The 26,615-nt window shown below is 63.1% G+C and carries 28 protein-coding genes; 22 read left to right on the top strand and 6 right to left on the bottom strand.

Annotation, left to right across the window (positions count from 1 at the left end; all coding sequences use genetic code 11):
- The first annotated feature begins 19 nt into the window (after positions 1 to 19).
- The 7 genes from EET67_RS18045 to EET67_RS18015 all read left to right on the top strand — a co-directional run bounded on the left by EET67_RS18045 (position 20) and on the right by EET67_RS18015 (position 5,760).
- A complete protein-coding gene (locus EET67_RS18045) occupies positions 20 to 1,033 on the top strand; it encodes a gamma-glutamylcyclotransferase family protein (RefSeq protein ID WP_128627593.1) in 1,014 nt (337 codons plus the stop codon).
- A gap of 93 nt (positions 1,034 to 1,126) precedes the next feature.
- Positions 1,127 to 2,485 (top strand): hypothetical protein, encoded by a 1,359-nt coding sequence (locus EET67_RS18040; RefSeq protein WP_128627592.1) that lies wholly within the window; start codon positions 1,127 to 1,129, stop codon positions 2,483 to 2,485.
- A 164-nt stretch (positions 2,486 to 2,649) separates the two neighbouring features.
- Positions 2,650 to 2,943, top strand: a complete 294-nt coding sequence (locus EET67_RS18035) for a hypothetical protein (protein ID WP_128627591.1) — start codon at positions 2,650 to 2,652, stop codon at positions 2,941 to 2,943.
- Complete coding sequence (locus tag EET67_RS18030) at positions 2,940 to 3,320, top strand: helix-turn-helix domain-containing protein (RefSeq protein ID WP_210211137.1); 381 nt, start codon at positions 2,940 to 2,942, stop codon at positions 3,318 to 3,320. The genes EET67_RS18035 and EET67_RS18030 overlap by 4 nt, the downstream gene beginning before the upstream one ends.
- Positions 3,307 to 4,335: an ImmA/IrrE family metallo-endopeptidase gene (locus EET67_RS18025; protein WP_165899950.1), complete on the top strand. Its 1,029-nt coding sequence runs from the start codon at positions 3,307 to 3,309 to the stop codon at positions 4,333 to 4,335. Before EET67_RS18030 ends, EET67_RS18025 begins: the two co-directional genes overlap by 14 nt.
- Positions 4,332 to 5,045 (top strand): C1 family peptidase, encoded by a 714-nt coding sequence (locus tag EET67_RS18020; protein WP_128627589.1) that lies wholly within the window; start codon positions 4,332 to 4,334, stop codon positions 5,043 to 5,045. The genes EET67_RS18025 and EET67_RS18020 overlap by 4 nt, the downstream gene beginning before the upstream one ends.
- The gene (locus EET67_RS18015; RefSeq protein ID WP_128627588.1) at positions 4,993 to 5,760 is read left to right on the top strand and encodes a thymidylate synthase family protein; all 768 of its coding nucleotides are present in this window, start codon (positions 4,993 to 4,995) and stop codon (positions 5,758 to 5,760) included. Before EET67_RS18020 ends, EET67_RS18015 begins: the two co-directional genes overlap by 53 nt.
- 44 nt (positions 5,761 to 5,804) lie before the next feature.
- Here EET67_RS18015 and EET67_RS18010 read toward each other — a convergent pair whose 3' ends face one another.
- Together EET67_RS18010 and EET67_RS18005 are read right to left on the bottom strand one after the other, a co-directional pair.
- On the bottom strand, positions 5,805 to 6,488 hold the full coding sequence (locus EET67_RS18010; protein ID WP_128627587.1) for a uracil-DNA glycosylase: 684 nt from the start codon (positions 6,486 to 6,488) through the stop codon (positions 5,805 to 5,807).
- Positions 6,485 to 7,711 (bottom strand): nucleoside triphosphate pyrophosphohydrolase family protein, encoded by a 1,227-nt coding sequence (locus EET67_RS18005; protein ID WP_165899949.1) that lies wholly within the window; start codon positions 7,709 to 7,711, stop codon positions 6,485 to 6,487. The genes EET67_RS18010 and EET67_RS18005 overlap by 4 nt, the downstream gene beginning before the upstream one ends.
- Positions 7,712 to 7,841: 130 nt before the next feature.
- On the opposite strand from EET67_RS18005, the gene EET67_RS18000 reads away from it, so the two are divergent.
- The 9 genes from EET67_RS18000 to EET67_RS17960 all read left to right on the top strand — a co-directional run bounded on the left by EET67_RS18000 (position 7,842) and on the right by EET67_RS17960 (position 16,852).
- Positions 7,842 to 8,870 carry a metallophosphoesterase family protein gene (locus EET67_RS18000; RefSeq protein ID WP_128627585.1) on the top strand — a complete coding sequence of 343 codons (1,029 nt, stop codon included), beginning with the start codon at positions 7,842 to 7,844 and terminating at the stop codon, positions 8,868 to 8,870.
- A 93-nt stretch (positions 8,871 to 8,963) separates the two neighbouring features.
- Entirely contained in the window at positions 8,964 to 10,577 is a 1,614-nt protein-coding gene (locus tag EET67_RS17995; protein ID WP_128627584.1) for a Mu transposase C-terminal domain-containing protein, read from the top strand.
- Positions 10,578 to 10,589: 12 nt separating this feature from the next.
- Positions 10,590 to 11,471: a TniB family NTP-binding protein gene (locus tag EET67_RS17990; RefSeq protein WP_128627583.1), complete on the top strand. Its 882-nt coding sequence runs from the start codon at positions 10,590 to 10,592 to the stop codon at positions 11,469 to 11,471.
- Positions 11,468 to 12,334: a TniQ family protein gene (locus EET67_RS17985; protein WP_128627582.1), complete on the top strand. Its 867-nt coding sequence runs from the start codon at positions 11,468 to 11,470 to the stop codon at positions 12,332 to 12,334. The genes EET67_RS17990 and EET67_RS17985 overlap by 4 nt, the downstream gene beginning before the upstream one ends.
- A 108-nt stretch (positions 12,335 to 12,442) precedes the next feature.
- Positions 12,443 to 13,399, top strand: coding sequence for a phosphatidylglycerol lysyltransferase domain-containing protein (locus EET67_RS17980; protein WP_128627581.1), 957 nt, complete (start codon positions 12,443 to 12,445; stop codon positions 13,397 to 13,399).
- Entirely contained in the window at positions 13,396 to 14,721 is a 1,326-nt protein-coding gene (locus tag EET67_RS17975) for an AcvB/VirJ family lysyl-phosphatidylglycerol hydrolase (protein WP_128627580.1), read from the top strand. The genes EET67_RS17980 and EET67_RS17975 overlap by 4 nt, the downstream gene beginning before the upstream one ends.
- Positions 14,722 to 14,978: 257 nt before the next feature.
- Positions 14,979 to 15,740 carry a glutaredoxin family protein gene (locus EET67_RS17970; protein WP_245451016.1) on the top strand — a complete coding sequence of 254 codons (762 nt, stop codon included), beginning with the start codon at positions 14,979 to 14,981 and terminating at the stop codon, positions 15,738 to 15,740.
- 16 nt (positions 15,741 to 15,756) lie between these two features.
- Complete coding sequence (locus tag EET67_RS17965; protein WP_128627579.1) at positions 15,757 to 16,239, top strand: DUF305 domain-containing protein; 483 nt, start codon at positions 15,757 to 15,759, stop codon at positions 16,237 to 16,239.
- A gap of 94 nt (positions 16,240 to 16,333) precedes the next feature.
- Positions 16,334 to 16,852 (top strand): hypothetical protein, encoded by a 519-nt coding sequence (locus tag EET67_RS17960; protein WP_128627578.1) that lies wholly within the window; start codon positions 16,334 to 16,336, stop codon positions 16,850 to 16,852.
- Positions 16,853 to 16,951: 99 nt separating this feature from the next.
- On the opposite strand, the gene EET67_RS17955 is transcribed toward EET67_RS17960, so the two are convergent.
- Positions 16,952 to 17,674, bottom strand: coding sequence for a VIT1/CCC1 transporter family protein (locus EET67_RS17955; RefSeq protein ID WP_245451014.1), 723 nt, complete (start codon positions 17,672 to 17,674; stop codon positions 16,952 to 16,954).
- Positions 17,675 to 17,974: 300 nt separating this feature from the next.
- Between EET67_RS17955 and EET67_RS17950 the strand changes: the two genes are divergently transcribed.
- From EET67_RS17950 to EET67_RS17930, 5 genes are all read left to right on the top strand, one after another.
- Complete coding sequence (locus tag EET67_RS17950; RefSeq protein WP_128627577.1) at positions 17,975 to 18,151, top strand: CsbD family protein; 177 nt, start codon at positions 17,975 to 17,977, stop codon at positions 18,149 to 18,151.
- 157 nt (positions 18,152 to 18,308) lie between these two features.
- A complete protein-coding gene (locus EET67_RS17945) occupies positions 18,309 to 19,337 on the top strand; it encodes an AI-2E family transporter (RefSeq protein WP_128627576.1) in 1,029 nt (342 codons plus the stop codon).
- Positions 19,330 to 19,770 (top strand): CBS domain-containing protein, encoded by a 441-nt coding sequence (locus EET67_RS17940; protein WP_165899948.1) that lies wholly within the window; start codon positions 19,330 to 19,332, stop codon positions 19,768 to 19,770. The genes EET67_RS17945 and EET67_RS17940 overlap by 8 nt, the downstream gene beginning before the upstream one ends.
- Entirely contained in the window at positions 19,767 to 20,951 is a 1,185-nt protein-coding gene (locus EET67_RS17935; protein ID WP_128627574.1) for a cation:proton antiporter, read from the top strand. Before EET67_RS17940 ends, EET67_RS17935 begins: the two co-directional genes overlap by 4 nt.
- A gap of 365 nt (positions 20,952 to 21,316) precedes the next feature.
- Positions 21,317 to 22,744 (top strand): bifunctional metallophosphatase/5'-nucleotidase, encoded by a 1,428-nt coding sequence (locus EET67_RS17930; RefSeq protein WP_245451012.1) that lies wholly within the window; start codon positions 21,317 to 21,319, stop codon positions 22,742 to 22,744.
- 243 nt (positions 22,745 to 22,987) lie between these two features.
- On the opposite strand, the gene EET67_RS17925 is transcribed toward EET67_RS17930, so the two are convergent.
- Entirely contained in the window at positions 22,988 to 23,719 is a 732-nt protein-coding gene (locus tag EET67_RS17925) for a L,D-transpeptidase (protein WP_128627573.1), read from the bottom strand.
- Positions 23,720 to 23,827: 108 nt separating this feature from the next.
- Between EET67_RS17925 and EET67_RS17920 the strand changes: the two genes are divergently transcribed.
- On the top strand, positions 23,828 to 24,505 hold the full coding sequence (locus EET67_RS17920) for a DsbA family protein (RefSeq protein WP_128627572.1): 678 nt from the start codon (positions 23,828 to 23,830) through the stop codon (positions 24,503 to 24,505).
- 5 nt (positions 24,506 to 24,510) lie between these two features.
- Here EET67_RS17920 and EET67_RS17915 read toward each other — a convergent pair whose 3' ends face one another.
- Together EET67_RS17915 and EET67_RS17910 are read right to left on the bottom strand one after the other, a co-directional pair.
- On the bottom strand, positions 24,511 to 25,854 hold the full coding sequence (locus tag EET67_RS17915) for an ATP-binding protein (RefSeq protein WP_245451035.1): 1,344 nt from the start codon (positions 25,852 to 25,854) through the stop codon (positions 24,511 to 24,513).
- Between the two features lie 5 nt (positions 25,855 to 25,859).
- Complete coding sequence (locus EET67_RS17910) at positions 25,860 to 26,525, bottom strand: response regulator (RefSeq protein WP_128627570.1); 666 nt, start codon at positions 26,523 to 26,525, stop codon at positions 25,860 to 25,862.
- Positions 26,526 to 26,615: the final 90 nt, after the last annotated feature.

Below are 26,615 nucleotides of genomic sequence, written 5' to 3'. Positions count from 1 at the left end.
TTCCGCACCGGAGGGGAGCTTGAGCGCGTTGGATATCGAGCCAGCAACGAACCACAACGGCGTAGCATCGCCCGAGGCCCTCGCGGGCAGCGAGCTCGACGTTCCCGCGCGCATCAAGGAAATCCTGGCCGCGGTAAAGCCCCTCGCGGCAGAGTACTACCGGCTCACCGGCAAGCCGTTGGGCGTGACGGGAGAGGTGGCGGAATATGTTGCCGCCGAGCTCCTGGGTTTGAAACTGGTCCCGCCGAGGACGGCCGGCTATGACGCATTGCGCCATACGCTCGCTGGAGCGCAGCGCATTCAGATCAAAGGGCGGGCTTACGATCCCGGGGCACAAAGCAGTCAACGGATAGGGACGATCAAGCGGGACGGCCCCTGCGACATCGTCATGCTCGTACTGCTCGACAACGCCACGCTGGACCCGGTCGAGATTTGGGAAGTCCCCTTTGCCGGTGTCGTCGCGCGGCTGATCGAGCCTGGCTCGAAGGCCCGGAACGAGCGCGGCGCGTTGTCCGTCTCGGACTTCAAGCGGCTTGGCAGAAGGGTCTGGTCGGTAACAGGCGGGAGGGAACAAGTGCTCTATTTCGCATATGGATCGAACATGGATCCTGAGCAGATGCGGGAGCGGTGCCCGGACGCCGAACTCGTCGGCATCGGTGTCCTGGCCGATCATGCTCTGTGCTTTCCACGGCGCTCCAAGAACCGGAATTGCGGCGTCTCGTCCGTCGCGCCGGTTGCCGGACGAGAGACCTGGGGCGTGGTGTTTCACCTAACGCCGCAGGATCTTGCAGCTCTTGACGTAAGTGAAGGATTCCGCAGCGATCGGGATGCAAGCCTCAACAGCTACAACCGCGTCCCAGTCATCGTCAGTGTCGATGACGCGCCGACGGAGATGATGACCTATGTTGCTGTTGACCAGGAAGCCCCGCCGCTGCCGAACGCGGCGTATCTGAAGCACATCCGCGACGGTGCTCGACATCATGGCCTCCCGGTGGCCTATCTCGAATATCTCGACAGCATCGAGCACGGGTAGGTGCGAGGATGAAATGCCTTCGCATCCCCGCCGTGTGGACGATTTCGTGGCGGATGCCTATCTGAACGGGGCTCGATCGAACGAGGGGGGATCATGGAATTTGAGAAGGCCGCGGAATCTTTTCGACGCAAAGAGCTCGAACTCGATTTCGCGACAATCACGATCGCGCAATGCACTGAAACGGAGCCTGTTACCTATACCGGGCCGGGATACTTCAGACAGGACGCCAGCGGGAAGCTGGAAGTCAAATGCTATGCGACCACGACACCACAGATGGGAATCGCCGCGTTCAATCGGCAGATGCGGTCGAGCTCGGGAAGCCTGTATGGCGAAGATGACCACTATCGGACATCGGCGATCGACCATGCCGGACACGAGTGGGAAGCCAGCCCGTCACTTCTGGGGTCATCGATCTCCTTCGTGACCGATGGCAGTGTCATGACCCTCGCACCACGTCGCTTCATTCGGCGGCTAGGCTGGCGGGATTCCGCTTCACGGTTGCGGTTGGAATTCTTCGGCCAACGGGACCGGAACTGGACTGCGTTGTTCGGAGCACATGACATCGATTATTCCGAGGGCCAACGGCTGGCTCTGACAATTGAGCGCGGTGTAGACGAGGTTGTCGTCGTCACCGCGAGCTCTCAGGGGGGCCTGCCTGCTTCCCTTGAGATGCGTCTAGTGGAGGCGCTGCAGTTCGTGCTTGGCCTCGATCTGCACGTCGACATCTCGGACAGCGCGGGTGACGGAAAGCGGATCGCCGAGCTGCGCGCGACGGGCACCCGGCCGTCCAGAATCAATCCGTACCCGCCCCTCAATACCCGCAGCCCGGGCAACACGGCGCCGATCATCACGCTGTTGCAGCATTACCTGCGATATGCGCTCGCGGCGCCGATCGCCGATGCGTGGCATCCCTGCTCGGCGCACTTGGCGCATGCGCGTCAAGCAAGCGCAAACTCGCTTGAAGCTTGGGAGGTCGGCCTGTCAGTCGCGGTCGAGGGGATTGCGAACCTGATACCGGCCGAAGCGCCGTCTGAGACCATCGACTATGGAACGCTAAGGAAGGAACTAACGGCATGGCTGGGTGAGCGCAGCTATCCCGAAAGCCTGGTCAACCGGATCGGCGGCATGCTCGGCGGGCTCGAGATGGTCCGGCCGAAAGATCGAATGATGGGGCTTGTGAACCGCGGGGCGGTGTCGAAGGACGATATCGCCGCATGGGTGCGCGTCCGCAACACGGCGGTTCACACCCGCCAAATCACCTCCAGCGATTTGGAGGACAACGAGTTGCAGCGGCGGTTCGACCAACTGCATCGGGTGTATCGTCTCATGCATGGCATGGTGTTTCACCTCATCGGCTATTCAGGACCATACTCCAACTACGCAGAACGTGGCTTCCCGGAGGCAGCGTTTCCATTGGTCGCTGACCCGACCGGGTCGTCGCAGGCATCGTAGGTTTGCGGCCGGCGCGCCAGTCTAGATCGGTGCGCTGGCGTCGAGGATGGCACCTTGGAGGCGGACCAGCTCGTCAAACTCAACCAAATCTCTGCACATTAGCTCTTGTCGGAATTTCCGACATGCACTATATGTGTGTCGGAATTCGAGACATGAGACCGCCAATGACTGTTTCGACCACCGCAATTGAAGCGATAATCCGCGACGAGATCCGGAGCGCGCAGGCCGACCGCCCCACCGCCAAGGCGGGATGGGAGCCGCAGGTCGATTCCCTGATTATGGTTTCGATCGCCATCCGGATCGAAGAAGAGTTCAACGTCAAGCTGCCCGAGGCCGCCATGCCGCCAGGCGGTTTTGATGATGAGAATAGCTGCGTCGCTGTCTTCACCCAGCGCGTCGTGGAATTGCTGGACAAGCAGCAAGCGCAGCAGCAGCCGGAAGGAGAGAAAGTGTTATGACCGCTGAACGGATGGGCTTCGCCGTTGCTGAGGATGAGGGTCTGATCCTCGGTGCAAAGTTGCGTGAGGCGAGGGAATATGTCGGGCTCAAGCAGGACCAGGTTGCGCAACATATGGAGCTACCGCGTACTGCTGTTTCCGAAATCGAGAATGGTCGCCGCGGCGTCAGCGCCATCGAGTTGAAGAAGCTTGCCCGACTGTATCAGCGTCCGGTGACTTGGTTTACCGGCGAGGAGCCGGAGGCTGCGGTGCCGGCTGATGTCGCGTTCCTCGCGCGCACCGCGAGCGCTCTGTCGGACAACGATCGCCAGGAGCTCCAGCGATTTGCCGAGTTCCTGCGCTCCAGGTCGAAGGTCGCTGGTGATGGTCGGTCGTAGCGAGCGCGAATCCATCCTTCGCGGCATCCGCGGGGCGAAGCGGCTGCAGCGCGATCTGCGCCTTGATGTCGGTGCCTCCCGCGCCCAGCGGGTGGATGTGTTCGGATGCATCGCCCGCTCAGGGGCGACGCTGATGTTCCAGCCGCTCGAGCCGCTCCTCGGCGCCTTCATCCGCGAAGAGGGTGTCGCCGGGATCATCCTGAGCACCCGCCGGCCGCTTGGCATGCAGCGTTTCACCGCGGCGCACGAGCTGGGCCACCTGGTCCTCGGTCATGATCCGCATGCCGACGACGAGGGCATCCTGCGACGCGCGCCCTGGGCCAGCGATGGCGCTAGAGCCCCTCGAGTGCCACCGGAGGAACGCGAGGCTGATGCGTTCGCATCATACTTCCTGCTTCCGCCATACCTGATCAAGGAGCAGATGGAATTGCGTGGCTGGGAGCCTCACCACTTCACTCACCCGGAGACAGTCTATCAGGCGTCGCTGCGCTTCGGCACCAGCTACCGGGCCACGGTGTTCGCCCTAGAACGCGAGCACGTCATCGGCCGCAGCCTGGGTCAGCAACTGCGCAGCGCAGAACCGCGCGACCTCAAACGCCAGCTGCTGGGCGACTACGTCTTGAAGAACGCCCAGCGCGTCGACGTCTGGCATCTGACGGAGCAGGACGAAGGTGCCGTCATCGAGGCCAGCCGTGATGACCTCTTCCTGCTCCGCCTGAAGGAAGACAGCGGCAGCGGCTATGTCTGGACCTTCGACGAACTTCGTGACGCCGGGTTTGCCATTTTGCGCGATGGACGGGAACCTGTGCCGGAAGGCCAGATTGGCAGCCCGACCGTCCGTCGGGTGCTTGTTCACGCCGAACGGCCGCTGGCCGGGCTGTTGACACTGCGCGAGATCAGACCCTGGGCACCCAATGACGACCCGCAACTGCTGACGCTCTACTGCAAGACCGCGACAAGCGACGAAGCAGGTCTGTTCGAGCCCCAGCGCGAGGAGCTTCTGGCTGCCTCATGACTCTCAACGTGCTGCAGGACTTGCGATCTAGCCTCGGGCCGGTGCGCGATCAGGGTCGTCGTCCGACCTGCTTGTCGTTCGCTGCCTCGGCAGTGCATGAGCAGGCGCGCACCGAACCCGATCCGCTGTGCGTTGAGTGGCTATTCTACCACGCGGCACAGCGCGCCGGCACTGGTCCAAGGGAAGGCACGACGATCCCAGACACCCGCCAGATCCTCTACGATCTCGGCCAGCCGCTGGAGAGTATCTGGCCCTATAACGGACTACCCGCGGCGTGGCGCCCTCCGACGGGAGTGGCCGCACTGTTTCGCTGCGGTTCGGATGCCTGCGGTGCCGACCTGGCCAATATCAGGGACGCACTGGATCGCAGCAGACCGGTCGTTCTCGCCTTGTTTGTCTCGGGTGCCTTTACAGCGGCGACGACGTGGCTGCGGACCGGCGCCGAAATCGTTCTTCCCGATGACAGAGAGCCGATCGATCGGCAGCGCGGGCACGCCGTCGTTGCGGTGGGGCATGGCCGCCTCGGAAGCGAGAACCTCATGCTAGTGCGCAACTCCTGGGGCTCGGCCTGGGGCGCCAGTGGGCACGCATGGGTCCGGGATACATATCTGAGCCGACGCCTGTTCGGTGGGTTTAGCATCAGCGAAGGAGAAGGCGATGTTCTACAATCCGATGCCGGCGGCATCGACGCCCGCGCGCGCGTGGGTTGAAGCAGCGCGCAGCCTGCGCGCGCAGCCCAATCTTACGTTGGGGGGTCTGATGCTTCACATCGAGCAGCCTCTTGCCGCGGATCCAGAGGAAGACGCGGTGATCATGACCGTCGACCGCTTCCTTCGCGCCCACAGCGCCCATTCCATAACCACTGTTGTCAATACCATCTTCCCGTCGGCGCTGGATCGCGGTGACGGCATTGACGGGCTGCGCGAGCGCTATCTCGAGGTCTATAAGCGCCGCATGTGCACGCCGGGCGAGTGGGGCCGGTATTTCGAGCGCATGGTCAATTGGGAGGACCGAAAGGGTGGCCACGTCGACCAGATCGCGGAGAACATCCGTATGCTCAAGGATGCTCGTGCTGGCCGGTTCTACGAGAACCGCTACGAAATCGTCATCTCTGATCCCGTCCGAGACATGCGCAAGGCGCTGAACCGGCAGTGCCTGAGCATGATCGAGCTTAAGCCGGAACGAAACGGCTCACTCCACATGATCGCAGTCTATCGCAACCACTATTACGTGCAGAAGACGCTGGGCAACCTGCTGGGCCTCGGACGCCTTCTCGGCTTCATCGCCCGGGAGAGCGGTTTCGAGGTCGGCACGCTGACCGTCAATTCTACGTCGGCGCGGCTCGACACAGAGGGCTGGGGGAAGTCCGACGTTCTCGCTCTGGTTGACGATTGCACCGCACGCCTTGTTCAGGCTGCCGCGTAAAGGCACCCGCGACCTCGCTACGCCTTTCGGCCGGTGTCAGAGCGTCAGGCGAAGAGGGGTGCGCTATCGTGGCGGTCCGCGGCGTGCAGACCATAGTGGGTACTGACGCCAGAGATGAACTCGGCCTGCCCACCGTAACTGGGGTGCCTGACCTTCTCGGCCGCCACGCCCAAGTCCTCGAGCGCCAGCTGAGCGTCACGGCCGATGGCGAGGACGCGGTGCGGGGAGAGCAGATGAATGAGCCCGACCATGATATGGCGGCACGCTAGGCGTTCGCCGCGGGTGTGGCAGCGATTGGACATGGGATCGCCGGAGGCGTGCGGATGGAGTGGAAAGACGTTCCAAAGAAAGACCGGCTGCTTGATAGCGACCAGCATCTGCCAAATCACCGTGGCGGTGCGCTCGGCCATGATCGGCCCATTGGTGGACCGCGCCAGCGGGGGCGTCCCTAAAAGGTCTGCGTGAGCACGAAGATGGACTTCGTCGGTGAGCGCCAGACCCGTGCGCCGGCCGCCGCGATACCCCAGATCGCGGGCGACCCAGATGGAGTGAACGCCCCGGTCGATCGCGGCTTCCACAACCATCACGAGGTTGCGGCGGCGTATGCGGGCTGCGTCTGGACGGTCAAAGTCCGAGCACAGGTCCGAATAGGGATTAAAGGCGTCTTCGAAGCTCAGCGCGGCGACGAGTTCGACAAACTCTTGGGCGTTCCGCGGGTGGTCAGTCATGTCAGCTCTTCAAATTCTATGGTGCGCTTGGTGAGGTCGATGATGACCGCCCCGTTGCGATGCTTCTTGAGCTCGCGGAACACCCGGAATCCTTCGAGGATCGCGCATTCCCATTGCCAGAGGGGACGGCTCTCGACCTCGTAGCCGCGGACCAGCTCATGCACGGCCTTGAGCAGTCCGTAGTCGAGGGTGGTGGCGTTCCGAAACTCGGCCTGGCGTAGACCATGATTGAAGATCCACGTCGAGATGCCTTCTTCGATGATGTTGGCGCGCGCCCCGTCTTCGTTCTCATCGATCTCGGGACGGCTCTTGCGTTTGAGGCGCAGCAACGCCCGCATCGTCGGCGACCATCCGAGAATGCCGGCGAAGGCGAGGTGGAAGACGTCGTGGTAACGATAGTCGTCCGGTTCGTGGCGGTTGTCGGTCAGCGGACTGCCGAGGTTCACCCCGTTCCACTGCTGGACGACGAAGGTGCGGCCGTTCACCGTCCGCTCGATAAACTCGACCCGCATCTGGCGCGGCAATTGCTCGTAATCGGGAAAGCCGTCATCGAACAAGGGACCCCATTGTTGTTCATCCGGCCAGCGACCGAGCGTCTTGACCACGTTGTTGCGGGCCGCCTGTTCGAGGCTCACGTGAGCATCGTCTGCTGCCATCAGCAGTGCGCGGAAGATCTCGACGAGATCGGCCGACAGACGATCGCGGTTCTTCTTGATCTGCCCTTCGCTCCAATCGGCCAGAAGCACGCCGACCTTTCCGGCCAGGGCAAGCAGACGAAGCTCTACCTCATCGCCGGCCAGTGCTCCGCCGAACGGCGCGTCTGACTGCTGCAGATCCTCGAACGTCGAGGCACCGGAGCGGCCCTTGTAATCCCAGTCTTCGAGCTTGGCGGGCACGCTGCGGGCTATTTGGCTCAGCGACAACTCAGCGCGAAGCGCGGCGTTCGCAAAGTACCACAGAGCGTCGCCCAGCTCTTCGATGACCTCGTCGTGATAGGCGGCGAAGGCGTCCTTGTCGCGCTGCTTCTTTTTGAGCGCGCTCAAGAGACTTCCGACTTCCCCGAACAATCCGAGGAGCACGAAGCCGAGGCCGTCTGCGCCTGCCTTATCGTTGCGATCGGTTCGGGTGGTGAAGGTCTGGTATTCGTCGAGGCCGATGAGTCGGTCGCCATCGCCGAAGAGGGAGCCCTGGCTCCGGATGAGCGCGCGACCGTCGACCGCCATACGATACCCCCTCCCACGAATCTTGCCGCACCGAAGCCATTGACGCAAGTGCATGGCATGGCGAATTCTGCTGCGACCGATAGTACATAAGAAGAGTTAGCGGTTTTACTCGCGAGCGAGGGCACACTAGATGAATTCGACTTCCGCGACGTTCCTACACGTCACCGATGCGCACATCGCCTATGCAGGGACGGCGTTGGAACGCGATGATCGCAAGACGGTCGTCGCCGGCCTGCAGCCCCAGACGCGCGAGGCCGCTCTTCGCCAAGTGTTCGAACGTCTGGCCGAGCGCTTGTCACGCGAAAGGCGCGGCCTCGACGGCGTGATCTTTTCGGGGGACGCGCAAGACCGCGGCCGACAGGGCGGCCACGAGCTCCTTCTCGATCTGCTGCTCAGCTTCTTTGGACCGCTCGGCATCACCGCCGGGCGCATTGTGGCGACGCCTGGAAATCACGATGTCGACCGCACGTACGATCCTGGGACCGCCGAGCGGTACAAGGACTTCTGCGCGACGTGGCGCGCGCGCGGATGTGTCGTTCCTTGGCTCGATGGTGTCGATGACGCGGGCTCCACTGCGCCGCATTCGCTTGTCGGCACCGGCAACGACTGGGCGATTTTTCCGATCAACTCGAGCAATTGGTGCCACGCGGCTGCGGTGCTACCGGAGCCGCTCGCGAGCGTGTGGGCGCAGTTGCCGCACCTCGCATCCGGGTCCGACACGGAAAAGGAGGGCAAGCTACGACATCAGCTCGACGCCCTCGCCCGGTACGACATGGCCCGGATTTCGGAACATCAGTTGGAGCAGGTGAGGCGGTTGGTGGACCGGGCGCCTCGCCCGGAACACGGGCGCCAACTGCGCATCGCGGTGCTGCATCATCATTTGCGGGCCCCAAGCCTTCGCGAAGAGATCAAGGCATTTTCCGATATTTCCAATCTCGAGCAGGTGCGGGCATTCCTGCGCGACCGCGAGTTCGACGTTGTCATTCACGGTCACAAGCATGAGCACGCCTCCCAGTTTGATCATGTCTACGATCACGCTGGTGACAGTGCGCGGCGCTTGTTGGTCGTCTCCGGTGCCACCTTCGAAGCGGGCTGTCGCTTGGCACTTAATCGTGAGAATCGCGCCTCAGTTATTTCAGATACTTACGTTGGCACTTAATTTGCGAATCGGCAGTTAATTTGACAATGCGCATTGGCTTTTTGCACTTAATATGAGAATGACGCTCGCGATGTTTTTCCTCTCGAGCCTGCCATGATCGATCGGTTCCCTGACGATATCGACGAAGCGCTTTGGGATGAAGCTTGTCGACGGGCGGATGCAATCCGTGAGTTCCTGAAGCGCAATCCCAACGGTGCGACCGCGGCAGAGGTTTCCGGGCTCGCGACTGAGATGAATGTCAGCCAGGCGACGGCCTACAGGCTGATCAAGCTGTTCCGCGCCGGCGGGACCGTTCTGTCTCTTGTCGATCGTAAGCGCGGACGACCTGAGGGGCATCGTACGCTGGACGAGAAGCGCGAGGAGATCGTCAGCACGACCATCAAGAGGTTTTACCTGAAGCGGACCCGACCGACGATCTCGCAGTTGGTGCGGGACGTGCAGACGAACTGCTTCTCGGTCGGACTGAAGCCGCCGCATCGCCGAACAATCGTCGCCCGCGTCAAGGATATCGACCTGCAGAAACGCGCAAAGCCGCGCGGCGAACAGAAGATCGTCACGGCGACAACGGCCGTTCCCGGATCATTCGAGGCCTCCCGTCCCCTGGCAGTGGTCCAGATCGACCATACCAAGGCCGACATCTTCATCGTTGACGAGGAGACGCGGCAGCCGATCGGACGGCCATGGCTGACGCTGGCGATGGATGTCTGCAGCCGGATGGTGACCGGTTTCTATCTCACGATGGAGGCGCCGTCCCGCCTTTCCACTAGCCTGTGCCTGCTACACTCGGTGTTCGACAAAACGGCATGGCTGCGTGACCGCGAGATAATGGATCCTTGGCCCGTCGCCGGTCTGCCGGACATGGTGCATGTCGACAACGGCCCGGACTTCCGTAGTCGGGCCTTCAAGCGAGGATGCCAGGACGCGGGCATCGCGATCGAATGGCGACCACCGGGTGAGCCGCGTTTCGGTGGTCATATCGAACGCCTGATCGGCACTCAGATGGGGAGGCTGCATCTCCTGCCCGGAACAACATTCAGCAATGAACAGGAGTTAGGCGACTACGACTCCAAGCGGCATGCGGCACTGACTTTGAGGGAGCTCGAGCGCTACATCGCTCTCGACATTGTGGGCGCTTACCATCAGTCGATCCACAGTAGCCTTGACCGGCCACCGATCGCGGTGTGGCGGGAGCACGAGGACGAGATCCCGCTTCGGCTGCCGCAAGATCGAATGCGCTTCTGGCTGACGTTCCTGCCGGAGCAGGAGCGGACGTTGATGCCTGACGGGATTCATTTGTTCAAACTGCGCTACTGGTCGCCGGCACTGAGCGCCGATGTCGGACGCTCGGACCGGAGACTGCTTGTCAAATACGATCCGCGCGACATGGCGCGCATCTTCGTCCGGCGACCGTCGGGAAACTTCGTGGAGGCCCGTTATGCCGACGTGACCCTGCCCTCGATAACGCTGCACGAGGCACTGACCGCCCGCCGAACCTTGCGTGCAAAGGGCCGTAGCGAAGTCGATACCCGCGCCATCGTCCGCACCGCCGTTGCACAGCGAGAATTGGTCGAGGCGGCAACCAACAAGACGGCAGCTGCGCGACGCGGGAAGGCTTCTTCGAAATCGAAGGTGGATGATCGGGGATTGGGCTCGCTCCGCGGCGTCGACTCCAGCAAACCTGTACCCTTTGTTGAGGATACAGATTGAGCTGGAGTGAATATGAACGATGAAATCTCCCACCTGACCGCCGGTGCCTCGGCGCTGCTTGCCGAAACCGACGAACGGCGCATTCGCGCGATACGATCACGCCGCTGGGTGCTGTACCCGCGCGCCAAGCAGGCGCTCGACCGGCTGAGCGCGCTGCTCGACTATCCGCGAGGCACGCGCATGCCCTCGGTCGCGATCTATGGCGACAGCGGCATGGGCAAGACCATGATCATGAAGCGCTTCCGCGACGAGCACCCGCCGAGCTTCAATCCGGTGACGGGCACGCTGAAGACGCCGGTCCTTGCCATGGAAATGACCAGCCGCCCGGGTGAGCGGCGCTTCTACGCCGAGCTGCTCACCCTACTCGGCGCACCGCAGCGGCCGCGCGCCGACATCGCCCAGATGGAACAGGCGGCGCTGCGCATCATGGAGGCCATCGGCGTCCAGGTGCTGGTCATCGACGAGGTGCACAACATTCTCGCAGGCTCCTATCGCGAGCAGCGCATTGTTCTGAACACTCTGCGCTTCCTCAGCAATCGTTTGCAGATCTCGCTGGTATGCTTCGGCGTCAACGAGGCGCGGGAGGCGATCAGCGGCGACGTTCAGCTTGCGCGAAGGTTCGAACAACTCACGTTGAGCAGATGGGCCGCGAACGAGCAGTTTGAGACCCTTGTGACGTCGATCCTGCGCAACACGCCGCTAAAACGACCTTCGGTGCTCACGCCGAAATCGCTGCGCCGGATCCTGCAGATTACGGAGGGCATCACGGCGAACATCTTCCTCATGATCAACAGCCTCGCGATCGACGCCGTCGAAAGCGGCCGCGAAAACATCACCGACGAAGCGATCGAAAGATGGGAGCCTGAATTCGATGCCGAGGCGGCATTCGCATGATGGAGAACATGCCGCTCCTGCAGTTGCCGGTATTGTTGTCACCCTATACCGACGAACTGCTGTCGTCGTGGATTAGCCGGCACGCTACCTTCTACGCGGTTCCACCACTCGTCATGCTTCGACATTGCCTGCCGGAAGTGCGCTCGGTACGTGCCGCCGATCTCCATGTGAGTGAAGATCAGGCAGTCCGCCTCGCCAGCATGTTCGCCATCGAACCGGCCGTCTTGCGTCGAATGACCTTCATCGATGTGCCGAAGTCATCGCATCGGCTCCTCGCAGCAAGACCAACGCAGTACTGCACGAGATGCAGCCCAGATGGTCCAGAACCGGCGCCAATCCTGCGAAGCCAATTGTCGGGATGGCGCATCACATGTCCTCTATGCGGTGACCTGCTTCGAGCCGAAAACGGGCGCGAAGTCCCCTCCCCTTTCGGCCAATATCGCCTTGCGGCTCGGCGCGGCGAAAAGCTGCTCGACGATGAAGCCGAACGCGGCAACCGAACCTGGACGTCGCCAGTCGAAATCGCACGGCTTCTCCTGATGCGGCGGGTGATCTGGCCCCTGCCGCGCGAGCATGAGCTTTGGCGCTACCGGGTGCTCGGTGCCATCATTCCAGATCTCGACGAGGTCGTCGCTGCCGGACAGGTGAACTTGCCGACCCCCGCAAAGCCTATCCTGCCGCTTCAGCTGCGGCCGGCTCTCCTCGCCGGGGTCGCCATCGTCGAGCGTGCTGGCCCCGAAATGCTCCGCATGTTGCGTGAGCACATGATGGGCGACAACAAGGTCAGATTCTCTGACGCTGCCGAAAACATGATAGCTCAAGCCGGCGAGCTGCGAGCTTCCGGGCAAATGCAGTTAATTTGAGAATCGAACAGTCGAGATTCTCACGATTAAGTGCCCAACCCGGACAAAACCGCTGCATTCTTGCATTTAAGTGCCAAGCGACAGGTGCCGTCCGCCGTTCGGCAGATCATGGAACGGTCTTCGGACACTCAGAACTCCGTCGCCTATCTCGGCGACAAGGCCTTTCTCGTAGCCGACCAGAAGGATTCCTTCGTCATGTATGCTGTCGCCGCGCACTCCTGGGTGTCGATGGGCGATCCGGTCGGCAGCGAATCGAGCGGCCGGGACTTGGTCTGGAAGTTCGCCGAGAACGCCTACGCGGCAGGACGGTTTCCCGTCTTCTACGCGGTCGGCGATCGATACCTGACGAACTACCTCGACCTTGGCCTGGCGATCCTCAAGATCGGTGAAGTCGCACGCGTTGACCTTGCCACGTTCACCATGGACGGAAAGCATGCGAGCGACTTCCGCTATGCGCTCAAGCGCGCCGGGCGCGACGGCCTCAATTTCGCGGTCTTGCCTCGGGAGGACGTACCGGCGGTCATGGCGGAACTGAATGAGGTCTCCGACAGCTGGCTCGCCATCAAGTCAGGTCACGAGAAGTCGTTCTCGCTCGGCCGGTTCGATCCCGCCTACCTGCGGGAATTCGATTGTGCGGTCCTGCGCAAGGGCGGCGTCATCGTCGCCTTCGCCAACCTTTGGCGGTCGGGAGACGGGTCCGAGCTTTCCATCGATCTGATGCGTTACCGTCCGGGCGTCTCAAAGGTAACCATGGACGCGCTTTTTGCCCATCTGCTCCTCTACGGACGGACGCAGGGCTATATCTGGTTCAATTTAGGCGCGGCGCCGCTTGCCGGGCTGGCCCAGCACCCGCTCGCCTCGACCTGGAACAAGGTCGGAACCTTCGTCTACAGCCGCGCCGACGAATTCTACAATTTCGAAGGGCTGCGCAGCTTTAAGGAAAAGTTCCAGCCTGTCTGGACGCCACAGTTCCTGGCTTGCCCCGGCGGCCTCAGGCTGCCTCAGGCGCTCCTTGACGTGACCACCTTGATCTCGGGCAGCGCCATGGGAGCGCTAAAGCGTTGAGACCGTTGCTCGCAGTGGCGCTCCTCGCCTCGCTCATCGGTGGCCTGCTCGCCTACGGCAGATGGCTCAGCAATTCCATCATTGTTTCTTCCGGAGAACTGGACGCCATTCCCGTCGAGGGCGCTTCGACAAGGCCCAGCTCAGTCGTGATCTATCTTTCGGACCGCACCGGCTGGTCCGGCGTGGACGAGGACCTGACAGATGCGCTTGCCGCTTCCGGTTCCATGGTGCTGAAGGTGGATTTCGCCAGCTACGCGCGCCGCCTCGACGGCTGGGACGGCCAATGTCTTTACGTGGTGGGAGACCTCACGGATCTCGTTCAACTGGCTCAGAAACAAGCTGGCGTCGACACCTATCGCATGCCGATCGTCGTCGGACGCGGCCAGGGGGCGACCTTCGCCTATGCGGCAGTCGCTGGTGCGCCCGCCAACACGCTCGGGGGCGCGGTGGGCATCGACTTCGAGAACAGCCTGTCGCTCCGCTTGCCGTTCTGCCCCGGCGCATCTTCCATGCGATTGCCCCTCGGCGAAGGCTACCGCTACGCCTTCGACCGGCCTCTTCCGGCGCCAGTAACGCTCCTTGTCCGTCAGCCGGATGCCGCGGCCCTTGCCGGTTCTTCCTCGCTGCGGGGGCTAAACCTTGTGCCGATAGCCCTTGGCGACAAGCCGAGGCAGGCGGTCGACGCGGTCTCGGCCATCGCGAAAAAAGTCTCGTCGATCGACGACCTGCCGGCAATCGACCTGCCGTCCAAATCGCCGCCGAAGGCAGTCGCTGTGATCGTTTCGGGTGACGGCGGCTGGCGCGACCTCGACAAGACCATCGGCGAGTGGCTGGCCAGCCAGGGACTGCATGTGGTCGGGCTCGACGCCGTCCGCTACTTCTGGACCAAGCGCACGCCGGAAGCGTTGGCAAAGGACCTCGAGAAACTGATTGCCGCGGCGGATCCTACGGCCAGTCTCCCGGTCCTGCTCATCGGCTATTCCTTCGGCGCCGACACGGTTCCGTTCGCCTATGGGAAGCTTTCCGTGACCGTCCGGGATCGTGTCGCCACGATCGCCCTGCTGGCGCCGGGCCAGACGACGAGCTTCGAAATCACGGTGGCGGGATGGCTCGGCTGGAAGGATTCCGGGTTTGACGTTGTGGGCGCCATGCGAAGCCTGCCGACCCACAAGCTTGTCTGCTTCTGGGGTTCGGAAGATACCGAAAGCGGATGCCCGCGCCTCGGCCCGGGGTTCGAGGTGGTCACCACGTCGGGCGGCCATCACTTCGACGGCGACTATGTCGCGATCGCGCATCGCATAGCTGCGACGGTTTCGAAATGATCTCGTGGGCGATGGCCCGATCGAACATCACAGACGAATCCGCGCGAGGGCATTGTGACCGCCAGTCCGAATCTGCTGCTCCGCTGGCACCGAACGCGTCGGCGTTCGGTCCGAGCATGCGGTCGGGCCACTTCTATCTGACGCTTGGAAAGTGTCTTCAGGGCTAACGTCGCTTGTCGGCGGCGGCGCCTGATACCGAGTACCCTGTCCGGAACCATTGCCGCGACGGCGCGGTTCTAGCGGGGAAGGATTCCACAATGCCCGCCACAGCAGTCCGCAAGGCCGAACTTTACCGCATGGTCATGCCGGAACACACGTGCCCCTGGGGCCTGAAAGCGCTCGACCTTCTGAAGCGCGAGGGGTTCGAAGTCGAGGATCATCACCTCACCTCCCGCGAGGAGACCGACATCTTCAAGGCTAGGCACCAGGTCGAAACCACGCCCCAGACATTTATCGACGGAAAGCGCGTCGGCGGCTACGACGACCTGCGCGGGTATCTTGGGAAAGAGGTCAAGGACAAGGATGCCGTCACGTATACGCCCGTCATCGCACTGTTCGGCATGGCGCTGGCCATGGCGCTCGCGGCGAGCTGGGCGGCTTATGGCAGCGTGCTTGCGGTCGCCGCGGCGGAATGGTTCGTGGCTTTCGCCATGTGTCTGCTCGCGCTCCAGAAGCTGAAGGACGTCGATGGCTTCGCCACGATGTTCCTGAATTACGACTTGTTGGCGCAGCGCTGGGTTCCATACGGCAAGGTCTACCCCTTTGCGGAGGGCCTCGCCGGGATCCTCATGGTCGCCGGAGCGCTGATGTGGATCTCTATCCCGGTGGCTCTCTTCATCGGCGGTGTCGGCGCGGTCTCCGTGTTTAAGGCCGTCTACGTCGACAAGCGCGAACTGAAATGCGCCTGCGTCGGCGGCGACAGCAATGTTCCTCTCGGCTTCGTCTCGCTGACCGAGAATCTGATGATGGTCGGCATGGCTGTCTGGATGATCCTCAAACCCGCAGGAATGGGACACTGAAACGAAGGAGGCTGCAATGACGCATGATCACGGCGAGCACGATGAAGCGGGCCACGGCCGTCCGTATCTGATGTTCTGGTTGAATATGATTCTCGGCCTCGCGGTCATGTACGTTGTCATGTTCACGATGATCGACGGCCTGGGCGACTACAGGAACAATCTCAACATGTTCTACATGGCGATCACCATGTGGGCACCGATGGGCATCTTCATGCTGGCGACGATGCCGGGCATGTTTCCTAACAAGCGTCTGAACGTCGCACTGTATCTCGTCCTGGCGGCCTTAACGGCGACGTCCTTCTGGGCGACGCGCGCCCAGGCATTGATCGACGACCGCCAGTTCATCGCCTCCATGATACCGCACCATTCCGGGGCGATCCTGATGTGCCGGGAGGCAAACCTCTCGGACACCGAACTTGTGACCCTGTGCGGCGAGATCGCCCAGGCGCAACGCGAGGAGATCGATCAGATGGAACGTATCGCCGACAGGCTACCATAACCATTGCCGCCGACCGGAGATGGGCCACACCGCATACGGAAACGCGATCGTCGGTCGACATGATGCAGTAGATTGATATCCCGAGGTGACGCCCATGAGAGGAATGAGGATCCTTACGACCACTGCGGCATTGATCGTTGCCGCTGAAGGAGCGGCCGGAGACGATAAGGTTGGGCCGCCCGTCGGCGTATACCTCTGGCACCCGATTGCATCACGGGCGCCCACGGATGACGATTGCCGTGCCCTCGTCGCCGAGGTGAAGCCGTCGAGCGCCAAAACGGAAGACTGGCTATGGGGCCGTGTGCCGGAAGGGGCTCCGAGAGCGGTGGAGTTCTATCTGTTTCTTTCAGAGACGCGGATGGAGACCACGTTCGCGGCAGAGGGTGACTACGATTACGGCTCGGTCGTATGGGACAGAACGACCGCCGGGGGAGCGTCGCCGTTCGAACTCACGCCCGACGACAATCCTGATGTCACGATCAAGGGACCGCTATCGGTGCCATCAGACCGTGAGGTCTTCGCCGTCACGCTCGAGAATGTGCCTCTCGATGGAAAGACGGTCGCGCGCACCACGTATTTCTGCCGCTTCGAAGATCAGGGCACGGAAACTTAAAATGGCAACTGCGGATGATCGCCAATCTGGATGAAGAAAACCGAAAACACATCAGACCGTCTGAGCCATTACCCACGGCACTGCGGGTCCGGGCAGCGACTATGCAACGGCGCCTCCGATCAGGGCTCCGATCCCGGCTGTAATCGTCATCGCGAAAGCGCCCCAGAGTGCTACGCGCATTGAGGCTTTGGCAACGTTCGCCCCGCCCGCATGCGCACCTAACGCCCCGAGAACGGCCAGGAAGATAAGCGACGCGACCGCGACCACCGGAATAAGGGGTGCACCTGGAGACAACATCGCCGCCAGCAGCGGTAAGGCCGCTCCGGTCGCGAAGGTCGCTGCGGAGGTGAAGGCTGCCTGTAGCGGGCGGGCGGCGGTAACTTCGGAGATGCCCAGTTCGTCTCGCGCATGGGCGCCCAACGCGTCCTTTGCCATCAGCTGATCGGCGACCGTTCGGGCAAGATCAGGGTCGAGGCCGCGCCTGACGTAGATCGCGGCGAGTTCATCGCGCTCCGCGTCGATGTCGCTCGACAGTTCGTCCCGCTCGCGAGCGATATCGGCTCTTTCCGTGTCTGACTGGGAGCTGACCGACACATACTCGCCAGCCGCCATCGACATGGCACCAGCAAACAGTCCCGCGATCCCCGAGACGAGCACTGCGCCTTGCCCAGACGACGATGCGGCGACGCCGACGATCAGGCTCGCTGTCGACACAATGCCGTCGTTGGCGCCGAGCACCGCCGCCCTGAGCCAGCCTATGCGTTCGACGAGATGATTTTCGCGATGGCGATATTGCGTCTGCAACACCTTCTCGACATCCACTGACCCAGTTCCTATGGGTCGCACGGTACCAACTCCTTACTCTTTCTCGGCCGCCCCTTGCAATCTGCGGGTGAAGCGGAGCCCAACCGCTCCGGCTCGCGGAAGACCAGCCCATGCAGCCACGATCGCATTATCCCGTCGGCCAGGCGGCAACTCCCAAATCTTCGGAACACCTCCGAGTTCTGGCAGCCCGCATATTGACTGTGCGAGGCAGACCAAAGGCCAGCTGATCCGAGCCGAGGGCGGAACGTAGCCCCTCCCTTCTTCGTTGTTCTCCCACACAACCGATGGAGAACTGCCATGAATGAAGACCGGGCAAAAGGTAAAGCGAAGGACGCGATCGGATCAGCCAAGGAGATGGTCGGCAAGGCCACCGGGGACAAGGAAACCGAGCGCAGCGGCAAGGCTGACCAGGTTGATGGCAAAGTGCAGAATGGCGCCGGAAAGGCCAAGGACGCCTTTCATGGCGACAAGTGAGTATCCGAAGCGGAAGCTTGGAACGGCGCACGAGTTCGAACTTCGGATCGTGAGGATGGACCTCCATACGGCCGTCACTCTTTTGCATGGAGCGGCTGCCTGATGCGGGATGGTCGGCGCGCGCGTGGACTAAAGGTTTCCCCCGGGACGCCGCTCCATATCTCTCATCGTCCTTTTCGCGCTGCTTGCGCTTACCCTGGCCTTCGCGCCGAATGTCCTGCTGGTCGTCTTCGCTGGACTTCTCTTTGGCGTCTTCTTCGGCGGCGGCGGTGACTGGCTGGTACGCCGCATCGGTATCGGTCGCGGGTGGGGCATTGGGCTTTTCGTACTTCTGGTCGTTCTTGGACTTGCTGGCGTCCTGTTCGCCTTCGCGCCGGCCGCCGCCGAACAGTTCGATGAGTTGGTCGAGCAGCTGCCCGCGGCGGTCGAAGATCTGCGCGCGCGCCTGGAGGACTATGCGTGGGGGGAGGAACTGCTTCGGCGCGCCAGGCCCGAAGCTCTGATGTCGGATGGCGGCGGCGGAGTGGCCACCACCGCGGTCATGACCACGTTCGGCGCGCTCGGCAACTTCGTCATCATGCTCTTCATCGGGCTCTACGTCGCGCTCGATCCGGATGCCTACCGGCGCGGTCTGGTCAGCCTGCTCACCCCGTCAGCGCGCGACGACGGCGATGAGGTACTGCGCAAGGCGACGGGCTCCTTGAAGAACTGGCTCGTCGCGCAGCTCATGTCGATGGCCGTGGTCGGCGTGCTGACATGGCTCGGCCTGTGGCTTGTCGGCGTGCCGCTCGCGCCCATACTTGGCCTCATCGCGGCGCTTCTCGCCTTCATCCCCAATATCGGCCCGATAATCGCCGCAGCGCCGGCGGTTCTTCTGGCGTTGTCGGATGGCCCCACGACCGTGTGGCTGGTCGTAGGCGTCTACGTGGGCGTTCAGACGCTGGAGAGCTATGCGATTACGCCCTTGATCCAGAAGGAGCGGGCGTCGCTGGCGCCGGCGCTGGTGATTTCAGTGCAATTGCTCATGGGCGTGTTATTCGGCGGCCTCGGCCTCGCGCTCGCGACGCCGATGGCCGCCTTGGGGTTGACGCTGGTGAGGGAGGTGTATGTCCAGCGCTATCTCGATCGCGAAGCCAGAACGGGCAAGGCCGCGCCAGCCGAAAAAGAGGGAACGGACGGTGGCTGAAGCCGATGAACCAAAAGTCAGTGACCTGATCGTCACCGAGTTCCGCAGTCTCAGGACCAGCGACCTCCCCGCCGCGCTGCTCGAGGCGCTGTCCGGGACGTCGCAGGACGTCTTCCCCGTTCTGGACGAGAACGACCGCGTTGCCGGCACGATCGGCGAACTCGACCTGCTTCGCGTGCTCTCGCCGAGCGAGCCGACCCTCTCATTCGGTCCTGGCAAGCTGATCCGGGAAGGCTTGATCGACGATCTCGAGGACATGATGATGCGCCGGCCTTCCACCTGCCGCGTGGATGAACCGCTCCGCGCTGCGCTCAAGCGCATGGCAACGATGCAGATCGCCCAGCTTGTGGTCGTCGACAAGGACGATCGGCTTCTCGGTCTTCTGCGCGGGCGCGACATTTTCCGGGCGCTGTTCGGGAAGGACCCGGCATGAACATCCTTCTCGCGCTTGCCGTCCTCATCCTTGCGGCTCGCATCGGCGGAGAGCTCGCGACGCGCGCGCGCCAATCGCCGATGCTGGGCGAGATCCTCGCCGGGCTCCTGCTGGGCCCGACGGCGCTGAACCTCATTGCGCCCAATGAGACGCTGGAGTTTCTCGGTCACCTCGGCATCCTGTTCATGACCTTCCTCGCCGGCATGGAGACCGATCTGCGCATGTTGCGGAAGGTCGCCGGGCCGAGCGTCCTCGTCTCTGTTCTGGGGATCGTGTTCTCCGTCGGGCTCGGCTTCGGCGCCGGATGGCTGTTCGACTTCGGCGTCGCGTCCAGCCTCTTTCTCGGTGCGGCCCTGTCGACAAGTTCGCTTGCCGTGACGGCCCGCGTCTTCACGGATTTCAGGTTGATGCGCACGCGGGTGGGATTGCTCTCGATGGCGGCCCACGCCATCGACGACATACTCGCCATGCTGCTGATCATCTTCGTCGTGTCGTTCTTCGGCGGCGACGCTGCGGCCGAACCTGTGTGGCTGGTCATCGGCAAGGTCGCGGCGTTCCTCGCCCTTGCTGCCGTTGTCGGCATCTTCCTCTTGAAGCCCGTCATGCGATGGGTCTACCGGCTGCGCAGCCGCGAGATGCACTTCACCGTCGCGGTCCTCCTCGTCCTGGGCTTTGGGTGGACTGCCGAGTTCTTCGGTCTCGCGGACGTGCTCGGAGCGTTCGTGGCCGGCGCTTTCCTGCACTACACCGAGGAAGCTGAGCCCGCCATGGTGCACCGTGTCGAAGCGCTCTCAGACGGGTTTCTCGTGCCCATCTTCTTCGGCGTCATCGGCCTGCAGACCGATCTCTTCCTTCTCGTCGACGCGGTTCCGCTCGTGCTCGTCGTCCTCGCTGCCGCGATTGCGGGGAAGCTGGTCGGCTGCGGGCTCGGGTCGAGGATCATGGGTTACACCACGCGGGAAAGCGTCATCGTCGGTGCGGGCATGGTCCCTCGGGCCGGCCTGGCCCTGATCATGCTCGGTCTGGTGCCGGACGGGTCGCTGCCCGAGGTCATGTCGCCGCTGCTGGTCGCCATCGTGTTCCTGACGGCGCTGGTGACGGGACCCATCCTTCGCGTGACAGTGAAACCGGAGCTGCGGCGAGACCAGGACGAACCGGTAGCGATGGCAGGCCGTGGGTGAAGCCGAATCTCGGCGACGGCGCGGACCATCAGGGCCGCCACGACCTTTCCGCAAAGCGCGACCGGAATAAGATCGCCTAGCCGGAGCGACGCGCTCGAGGTCATGGCAGAGCGACTGACCGTACCGCGTTTGCTTAGATGTCGGCTGGTAAACGCGCGCCGGGGCATGAGATTGAATCCGGAGGTGACGCCCATGAGAGGAATGAGGATCGTGACGAGAGCTGCCAGCGCCTCACTTCGTCGACAAGCCACTGCACGAGAAGAGCCGACGTCATTTTGGACGTGCTGAACCTCGCTTAAGCATGGCTTAAGCCGAAATGGCCTTGTCACGCTGGTAGGCGACAATGTCTATCCGGAGATTGCAAAGTGCCTAAACTGACGCTGCTGCAGATCAACGACACGCACGGCTATCTGGAACCGCATCCCGAGATCGTCTGGACAGCCGACAGACCCTCCATCGCGACCATGGGAGGGTTTGCCAGGATTGCGGCGATCTTCGCCGAGGCCCGTTCGCATGGCGAGGTGCTGGCCTTCGACAGTGGCGACACGTTTCATGGCACGCCGGCGCTGGTCTCGAGCCGCGGTGACGCGATCGTTCCCATCCTCAACGCGCTCGGGCTTTCCGCCATGACGGGGCATTGGGATTTTGCCTACGGTCCGAGCCGACTAAAGGAACTGACCCAGACCTTAAACTTCCCGTTCCTCGCTGCGAACTGTGAGGCACAAGATCCTGCGGCGCCGCGCTTTCCGGGGTCCGCGATCAGCGGGAATGACGTCAAGGTCGGAGTGATCGGACTAGCTGCAACCATCCTCGACAAGACCATGCCAGCGTCGTTTTCTGAGGGCTTGCGCTTCTCGGACGGGATCGAGGAAACGCGGCGCGAGGGAGCGCGATTGCGCGAGGCGGGATGCGACCTTGTCATGGTTCTTTCGCATCTCGGGTTCCCGCAGGACTGCGCGCTGGCCGAGGCTGTCGACGGTATCGACGTGATCTTGAGCGGCCACACGCACAACCGATTGACCGCGCCGATGACTCGCAATGGCGCCCTGATCATCCAGTCCGGCTGCCATGGCAGTTTCGTCGGGCGTCTCGACCTAACCGTCGAAGGCGGCCGCATCGCTGATGCGCGGCACTGGCTGATCCCGGTTGACGCGGACGTTTCGGAGGAGCCGCGGGTGAAGGCGCTGGTTGCTTCCGCGGTTGAACCAACGCGCCACTTGCGCGAGCAAATCGTGGGGCACACAGACCGGCTACTTCATCGCGTGACCTGCCTTGATTCCCCGATGGACGACGTGTTGTTGGCTGCGATCGCCCGGGCAGCCGACACCGAAATCGCCTTCTCCAATGGCTGGCGATATGGCGCGCCTATCCCAGCCGGGCCCATAACGGTGCACGATCTCCTGTGCATGGTCCCGATGAACCCCCCGATCCAGACGGTCGATCTGACCGGAGGAGAGATTCGCGGGATGATGGAGGACAATCTGGAGGCGACTTTCAGTGGCGATCCGTTCGGCCAGCGCGGAGGCTATGTGAAGCGCTTTCGTGGTCTGATCTTCAATGTGAAGATCGAGAACCCGCATGGCGCACGGATCGAGACCGGCTTTACCGCCAATGGCCAACCTGTTGTTGACGACCGAGTTTACCGCGCCGCCTACATAACCGAGCAGGGTGTCGCGCCGCGCTATGGCAGCCATCGCAAGACACTGCCGGTCAGAACAGTCGACGCGCTGAGCGATTGGTTTGCCTTGCCCGAGAGCGACGTCCGACACCTGGGCCGACTGCGCATCTGCTGAGGCATGGAAGGTCAGCCAGTCGGCACTTGGGAGCTGTGAGCGATAATGTAGGTTGCGACCGACCGCACAAACGGGGTTGGCGCGGCGAAGACCTTCAGGCGCCAGATGCTCTACGCAGCCTTCATTTCGCTCGTCGCCGCAAGACTGAACGAACAGTGGAACCTGTAGACGGCGGAGGCCATTCGAGCATTCTGGCCCTGATCTATCTCTTTGCGCGCAAAAAACTCACAGGGTCCCCACACCTCAGACGAGAAGATGCGACATCGATCGGTCGGGAATGACGACAATTGCGCTGCCGTCGCGGACCGTGTCGTAGAGATGCGCCACATCCTGATTGACCAATCTGATGCAGCCCGACGAAACAGCATTGCCAATTGAGGATGCCTCCGGTGTTCCATGGAGCCGGTAGAGCGTGTCGCGGCCACCCTCGTGAATGTAGAGCGCCCGGGCGCCCAGTGGGTTCTTCAGGCTAGGCCCCATGCCGCCATTGGCGATGGAATAGGGTTCGAGTTCCGGCTGGCGAGCGACCATGCTGTCGGGCGGCGTCCAGCGCGGCCATTTGCGCTTGTAGGCGACGATGGCGCGACCCGCCCACGCAAACCCCTCGCGCCCGACGCCGATGCCGTAGCGCATCGCGCGTCCGCCGGGCAACACATGATAGAGGTATTTCCCCGGCGTATCGACGATCAGCGTGCCGACCTGCTCGTCCGTCGGGTAGTCGATCTCCTGGCGCCAGAAGCGGCGGTCGAGCTTCTCCGTCTCGACGGCGGGGATGGGGAACTGCTCGTTCGGCATGGCGGCATACATGAGGGGTGGTGGTGGCGGCGGCGGCGCGGCAACCAGCGCAGGCGTCGGCGCGGTCGGGAGCGCCGTCGTGCAGCCTCCGAGAAAGAGCGCGCCCGCACCGGCGAGAAAGGCGCGACGCGGAACGCCGGCCCGCTGCGCCGACTTTGAGGGATCTGCCGGGAATGTCATGCTGGCCTCGATGCTTTTTTGCTTTCCGCATCCTCAGCCCGCGCCAGCTTAAGCCTGCCTTAAGTCCCGTCGTCAGGTTGCGGGCATCGACAACACGGCAGGACGATCATGACCCGACAAGTACCCCATGCCCGGACCACGGCATTCCTCGACCGGTCGGCCTCCCGCCGACAGCTTTTGATCGGCCTTGGCGCCGCCGGACTCCTTCTGGGCATCGGCAGTTTCCGCGACCGGGCGTTCGCACAGGGGCTGGATCCGGAGATGGTGCTGAACGATCCTGGCTCGCCCGTGGGCGGCAACGCAAAGGGCTCGCTCAGCATCGTCACCTTCTTCGACTACAATTGCCCCTTCTGCCGCCGCGCCAGCACACCCCTTTCTGAGGTCGTCGCGGCCGACGGCGACATCCGCCTCGTCTACAAGGAGTGGCCCATCCTGACCGAGGCATCGAAGGATGGCGCGGTGCTGGCGCTCGCGGCGCAGTGGCAGGGAAAGTACGAGACTGCCCACACCGCCCTCATGGCACAGGAGGGACGGGCGGACGCGGCGGCGATGCGAAGCGTGCTGGAGGCGACGGACATCGACATTGCCCGTCTTGACGCTGACCTGAAGATGCATCGCAAGGAGATCGAGGAACAGCTCACGCGCAACCTGGCCATTGCCGAGGCGCTCGGTCTGCAGGGCACGCCGGCCTACCTGATCGGCCCGTTCCTGGTCGCCTCGGCGCTGGACAAGGCCGGCTTCGAACAGGTGATCAAGGATGCGCGAGCGCGGGCAGAAGAAGGCTGAGCGTATCAGGCCTTCGGGAAATGGAGGGTGGCGGTGAAGCCGGCGCCTTCCTGGTTTGCTAGCGTCAGGCTTCCGCCCGCACGCCGCATGATGGTGTCCACGATTGCGAGGCCGAGACCGGACCCCGCCCCATCGTGGTGCGTGCCGCGATAGAATCGCGCACGAGCGTGTGCGAGATCGTCTTCGGTCATGCCGGGCCCACCGTCCTCGACCCTGAACAGCGTTTTCTGATCCGATGTCGAGGCCGCTATCCGCACCGTTTCACCCGCCGGTGAATGCAGGATCGCGTTTTCCAGGATGTTGCGCAGTGCCGTGGTCGCGAGTGCCCGGTCGCAGGCCACTTTTCCGTCCGGAAGCCCTTGCGCTTCGATGCCGACGTTGCGCCGCGCCGCAAGGCTTTCGACCGACCGGATGGCGTCGCGCACGACTGTAGCTGCGTCCGCCGCCCCTGCGACGTCCCGTTCCTCGTTCGCGTCGGCCGCAGCAAGGTCGAGCAACTGCCGGACCATCCGCGACGACCGGTCGACGCCGCTGACAATCTGTTCGAGCGCATGGCGGCTGGTCTTGGGATCGTCAGACGCCAGCGCAATCTGGGCCTGCGTCTTCAGCCCCGCCAGCGGCGTCTTCAGTTCGTGCGCGGCAAAGGCGGTGAAGCTCTTCTCGCGGTCGCGGGCGCTGGCGACGCGACCGAACAGCCCGTTGATCGCGTCGAGTGCGGGCCGCAACTCGCCGGGTGCGTCGGGCAGGTCGACGGGACGGAGATCGTTTGCGTGCCGCCTTGCAAGCAGGGCCGCCATTCGGTCGAGTGGCCGCAAGCCCCGCTGTACCGACAGCCAGATCAGGAGACCGGCGACGGGAAGGACCAGAGTCATGGGCAGCAAGGTGCCGGTCATGACGTCGTTGACCAGCGACTGGCGGACCTTCAGATTGTCGCCGACCATGACCTGGACGCCGCGCTCGGAATTGAGGACCGTGTAGACCCTCCAGGTCTCGCCATCGATCGCCGTCTGGGAGAAGCCGTCGTCGCTCGAAGCCAGACGCTCGCGGGGCGCGGCTTCGGAGCGGCCGACCAACGACCCCGCCAGAGACCAGATTTGGCACGAGAGCTGATGGCTGTAGGGTTCATCGGTCATCCGCTCGACGTCCAGGCCCTCGATCGCTTCGGCCGCCGACGCGATCTCGATCCTATGGTCCGTGATCAGCGAATCCACCATGCGCGCCGCTTCGCGCAGCCGGGCATCCAGCACCTGCTCGACGCGCGCCTGCGTGCTCCAGTAGATCCATGCCGCAGCGGAGAGCCACACCGCACCCGTGGTCAGAAGCAGGATGACGAGCAGTCGCGCGCGCATCGAGTTCAAGGCTGCTCTCCCCCGACCCGATACCCGATGCCGCGAACGGTCTGGACAATCCCCGGGCCGAGCTTGGCGCGCAAATTGTGGATGTGAACCTCGACCGCGTTGCTCTCGACGCCCTCCTGCCATCCATAGATCGCCTCCTCCAGCGCAGGCTTGCCGATCACCGCGCCCGGCCGCTCCATGAGGAGGCGCAGGATGGTGAACTCGCGACGCGTGAGATTGATCGGCAGGTCGTCGCGGCTGACCGACAGCGTTGCGGGATCGATGACCACGCCCTGCCAGCGCAGCGTCGCACTGGCGCGGCCGGACCCTCGCCGCTGGATCGCGCGAAGGCGGGCAGCGAGTTCATCGAGGTCGAAGGGTTTGCCGAGATAGTCGTCGGCGCCGGCGTTAAGCCCCGCGATACGGTCCGCGACCTGGTCACGCGCCGTCAGCAGAAGGATCGGCGTGGCGTCGTGCTCGCGCCGCCGCTGGGCGAGGAGGTCGATCCCGGATCCATCCGGAAGCATGATGTCGAGGACGACGGCTTCGTAGTCGCTTGCGCGCAGCGCGGCCTCCGCATCGGCACAGGAGGAGACCGCATCCGGAGTGAAGCCCGCAAGCTTCAACCCCACGGTCAGGCCGTCCAGCAGGATGGGATCGTCCTCGACGATGAGAATGCGCATCGCTTGCGCCAACTCCTTCCGATTGCCGGGCAGGTATCCGACGTCCGCTTAAGCCTGCCTTAAGTTGATCCGCCGAGACGGCGCTCCTTC

It is taken from the genome of Borborobacter arsenicus (assembly GCF_003934165.1).
GTDB lineage: Bacteria > Pseudomonadota > Alphaproteobacteria > Rhizobiales > Rhizobiaceae > Pseudaminobacter > Pseudaminobacter arsenicus.
Note: the sequence above shows the minus strand (reverse complement) of the source record. Positions and strands in the feature narration are given on the sequence as shown.

What these genes read in the sequence shown, in the direction of transcription:
- EET67_RS18040 (WP_128627592.1), top strand. Translation starts at nt 1,127, where the DNA reads ATGGAATTTGAGAAGGCCGCGGAATCTTTTCGACGCAAAGAGCTCGAA.
- EET67_RS18035 (WP_128627591.1), top strand. Translation starts at nt 2,650, where the DNA reads ATGACTGTTTCGACCACCGCAATTGAAGCGATAATCCGCGACGAGATC.
- EET67_RS18030 (WP_210211137.1), top strand. Translation starts at nt 2,940, where the DNA reads ATGACCGCTGAACGGATGGGCTTCGCCGTTGCTGAGGATGAGGGTCTG.
- EET67_RS18025 (WP_165899950.1), top strand. Translation starts at nt 3,307, where the DNA reads ATGGTCGGTCGTAGCGAGCGCGAATCCATCCTTCGCGGCATCCGCGGG.
- EET67_RS18020 (WP_128627589.1), top strand. Translation starts at nt 4,332, where the DNA reads ATGACTCTCAACGTGCTGCAGGACTTGCGATCTAGCCTCGGGCCGGTG.
- EET67_RS18015 (WP_128627588.1), top strand. Translation starts at nt 4,993, where the DNA reads ATGTTCTACAATCCGATGCCGGCGGCATCGACGCCCGCGCGCGCGTGG.
- EET67_RS18010 (WP_128627587.1), bottom strand. Translation starts at nt 6,488, where the DNA reads ATGACTGACCACCCGCGGAACGCCCAAGAGTTTGTCGAACTCGTCGCC.
- EET67_RS18005 (WP_165899949.1), bottom strand. Translation starts at nt 7,711, where the DNA reads ATGGCGGTCGACGGTCGCGCGCTCATCCGGAGCCAGGGCTCCCTCTTC.
- EET67_RS18000 (WP_128627585.1), top strand. Translation starts at nt 7,842, where the DNA reads ATGAATTCGACTTCCGCGACGTTCCTACACGTCACCGATGCGCACATC.
- EET67_RS17995 (WP_128627584.1), top strand. Translation starts at nt 8,964, where the DNA reads ATGATCGATCGGTTCCCTGACGATATCGACGAAGCGCTTTGGGATGAA.
- EET67_RS17990 (WP_128627583.1), top strand. Translation starts at nt 10,590, where the DNA reads ATGAACGATGAAATCTCCCACCTGACCGCCGGTGCCTCGGCGCTGCTT.
- EET67_RS17985 (WP_128627582.1), top strand. Translation starts at nt 11,468, where the DNA reads ATGATGGAGAACATGCCGCTCCTGCAGTTGCCGGTATTGTTGTCACCC.
- EET67_RS17980 (WP_128627581.1), top strand. Translation starts at nt 12,443, where the DNA reads ATGGAACGGTCTTCGGACACTCAGAACTCCGTCGCCTATCTCGGCGAC.
- EET67_RS17970 (WP_245451016.1), top strand. Translation starts at nt 14,979, where the DNA reads ATGCCCGCCACAGCAGTCCGCAAGGCCGAACTTTACCGCATGGTCATG.
- EET67_RS17965 (WP_128627579.1), top strand. Translation starts at nt 15,757, where the DNA reads ATGACGCATGATCACGGCGAGCACGATGAAGCGGGCCACGGCCGTCCG.
- EET67_RS17960 (WP_128627578.1), top strand. Translation starts at nt 16,334, where the DNA reads ATGAGAGGAATGAGGATCCTTACGACCACTGCGGCATTGATCGTTGCC.
- EET67_RS17950 (WP_128627577.1), top strand. Translation starts at nt 17,975, where the DNA reads ATGAATGAAGACCGGGCAAAAGGTAAAGCGAAGGACGCGATCGGATCA.
- EET67_RS17935 (WP_128627574.1), top strand. Translation starts at nt 19,767, where the DNA reads ATGAACATCCTTCTCGCGCTTGCCGTCCTCATCCTTGCGGCTCGCATC.
- EET67_RS17925 (WP_128627573.1), bottom strand. Translation starts at nt 23,719, where the DNA reads ATGACATTCCCGGCAGATCCCTCAAAGTCGGCGCAGCGGGCCGGCGTT.
- EET67_RS17920 (WP_128627572.1), top strand. Translation starts at nt 23,828, where the DNA reads ATGACCCGACAAGTACCCCATGCCCGGACCACGGCATTCCTCGACCGG.
- EET67_RS17915 (WP_245451035.1), bottom strand. Translation starts at nt 25,854, where the DNA reads ATGCGCGCGCGACTGCTCGTCATCCTGCTTCTGACCACGGGTGCGGTG.
- EET67_RS17910 (WP_128627570.1), bottom strand. Translation starts at nt 26,525, where the DNA reads ATGCGCATTCTCATCGTCGAGGACGATCCCATCCTGCTGGACGGCCTG.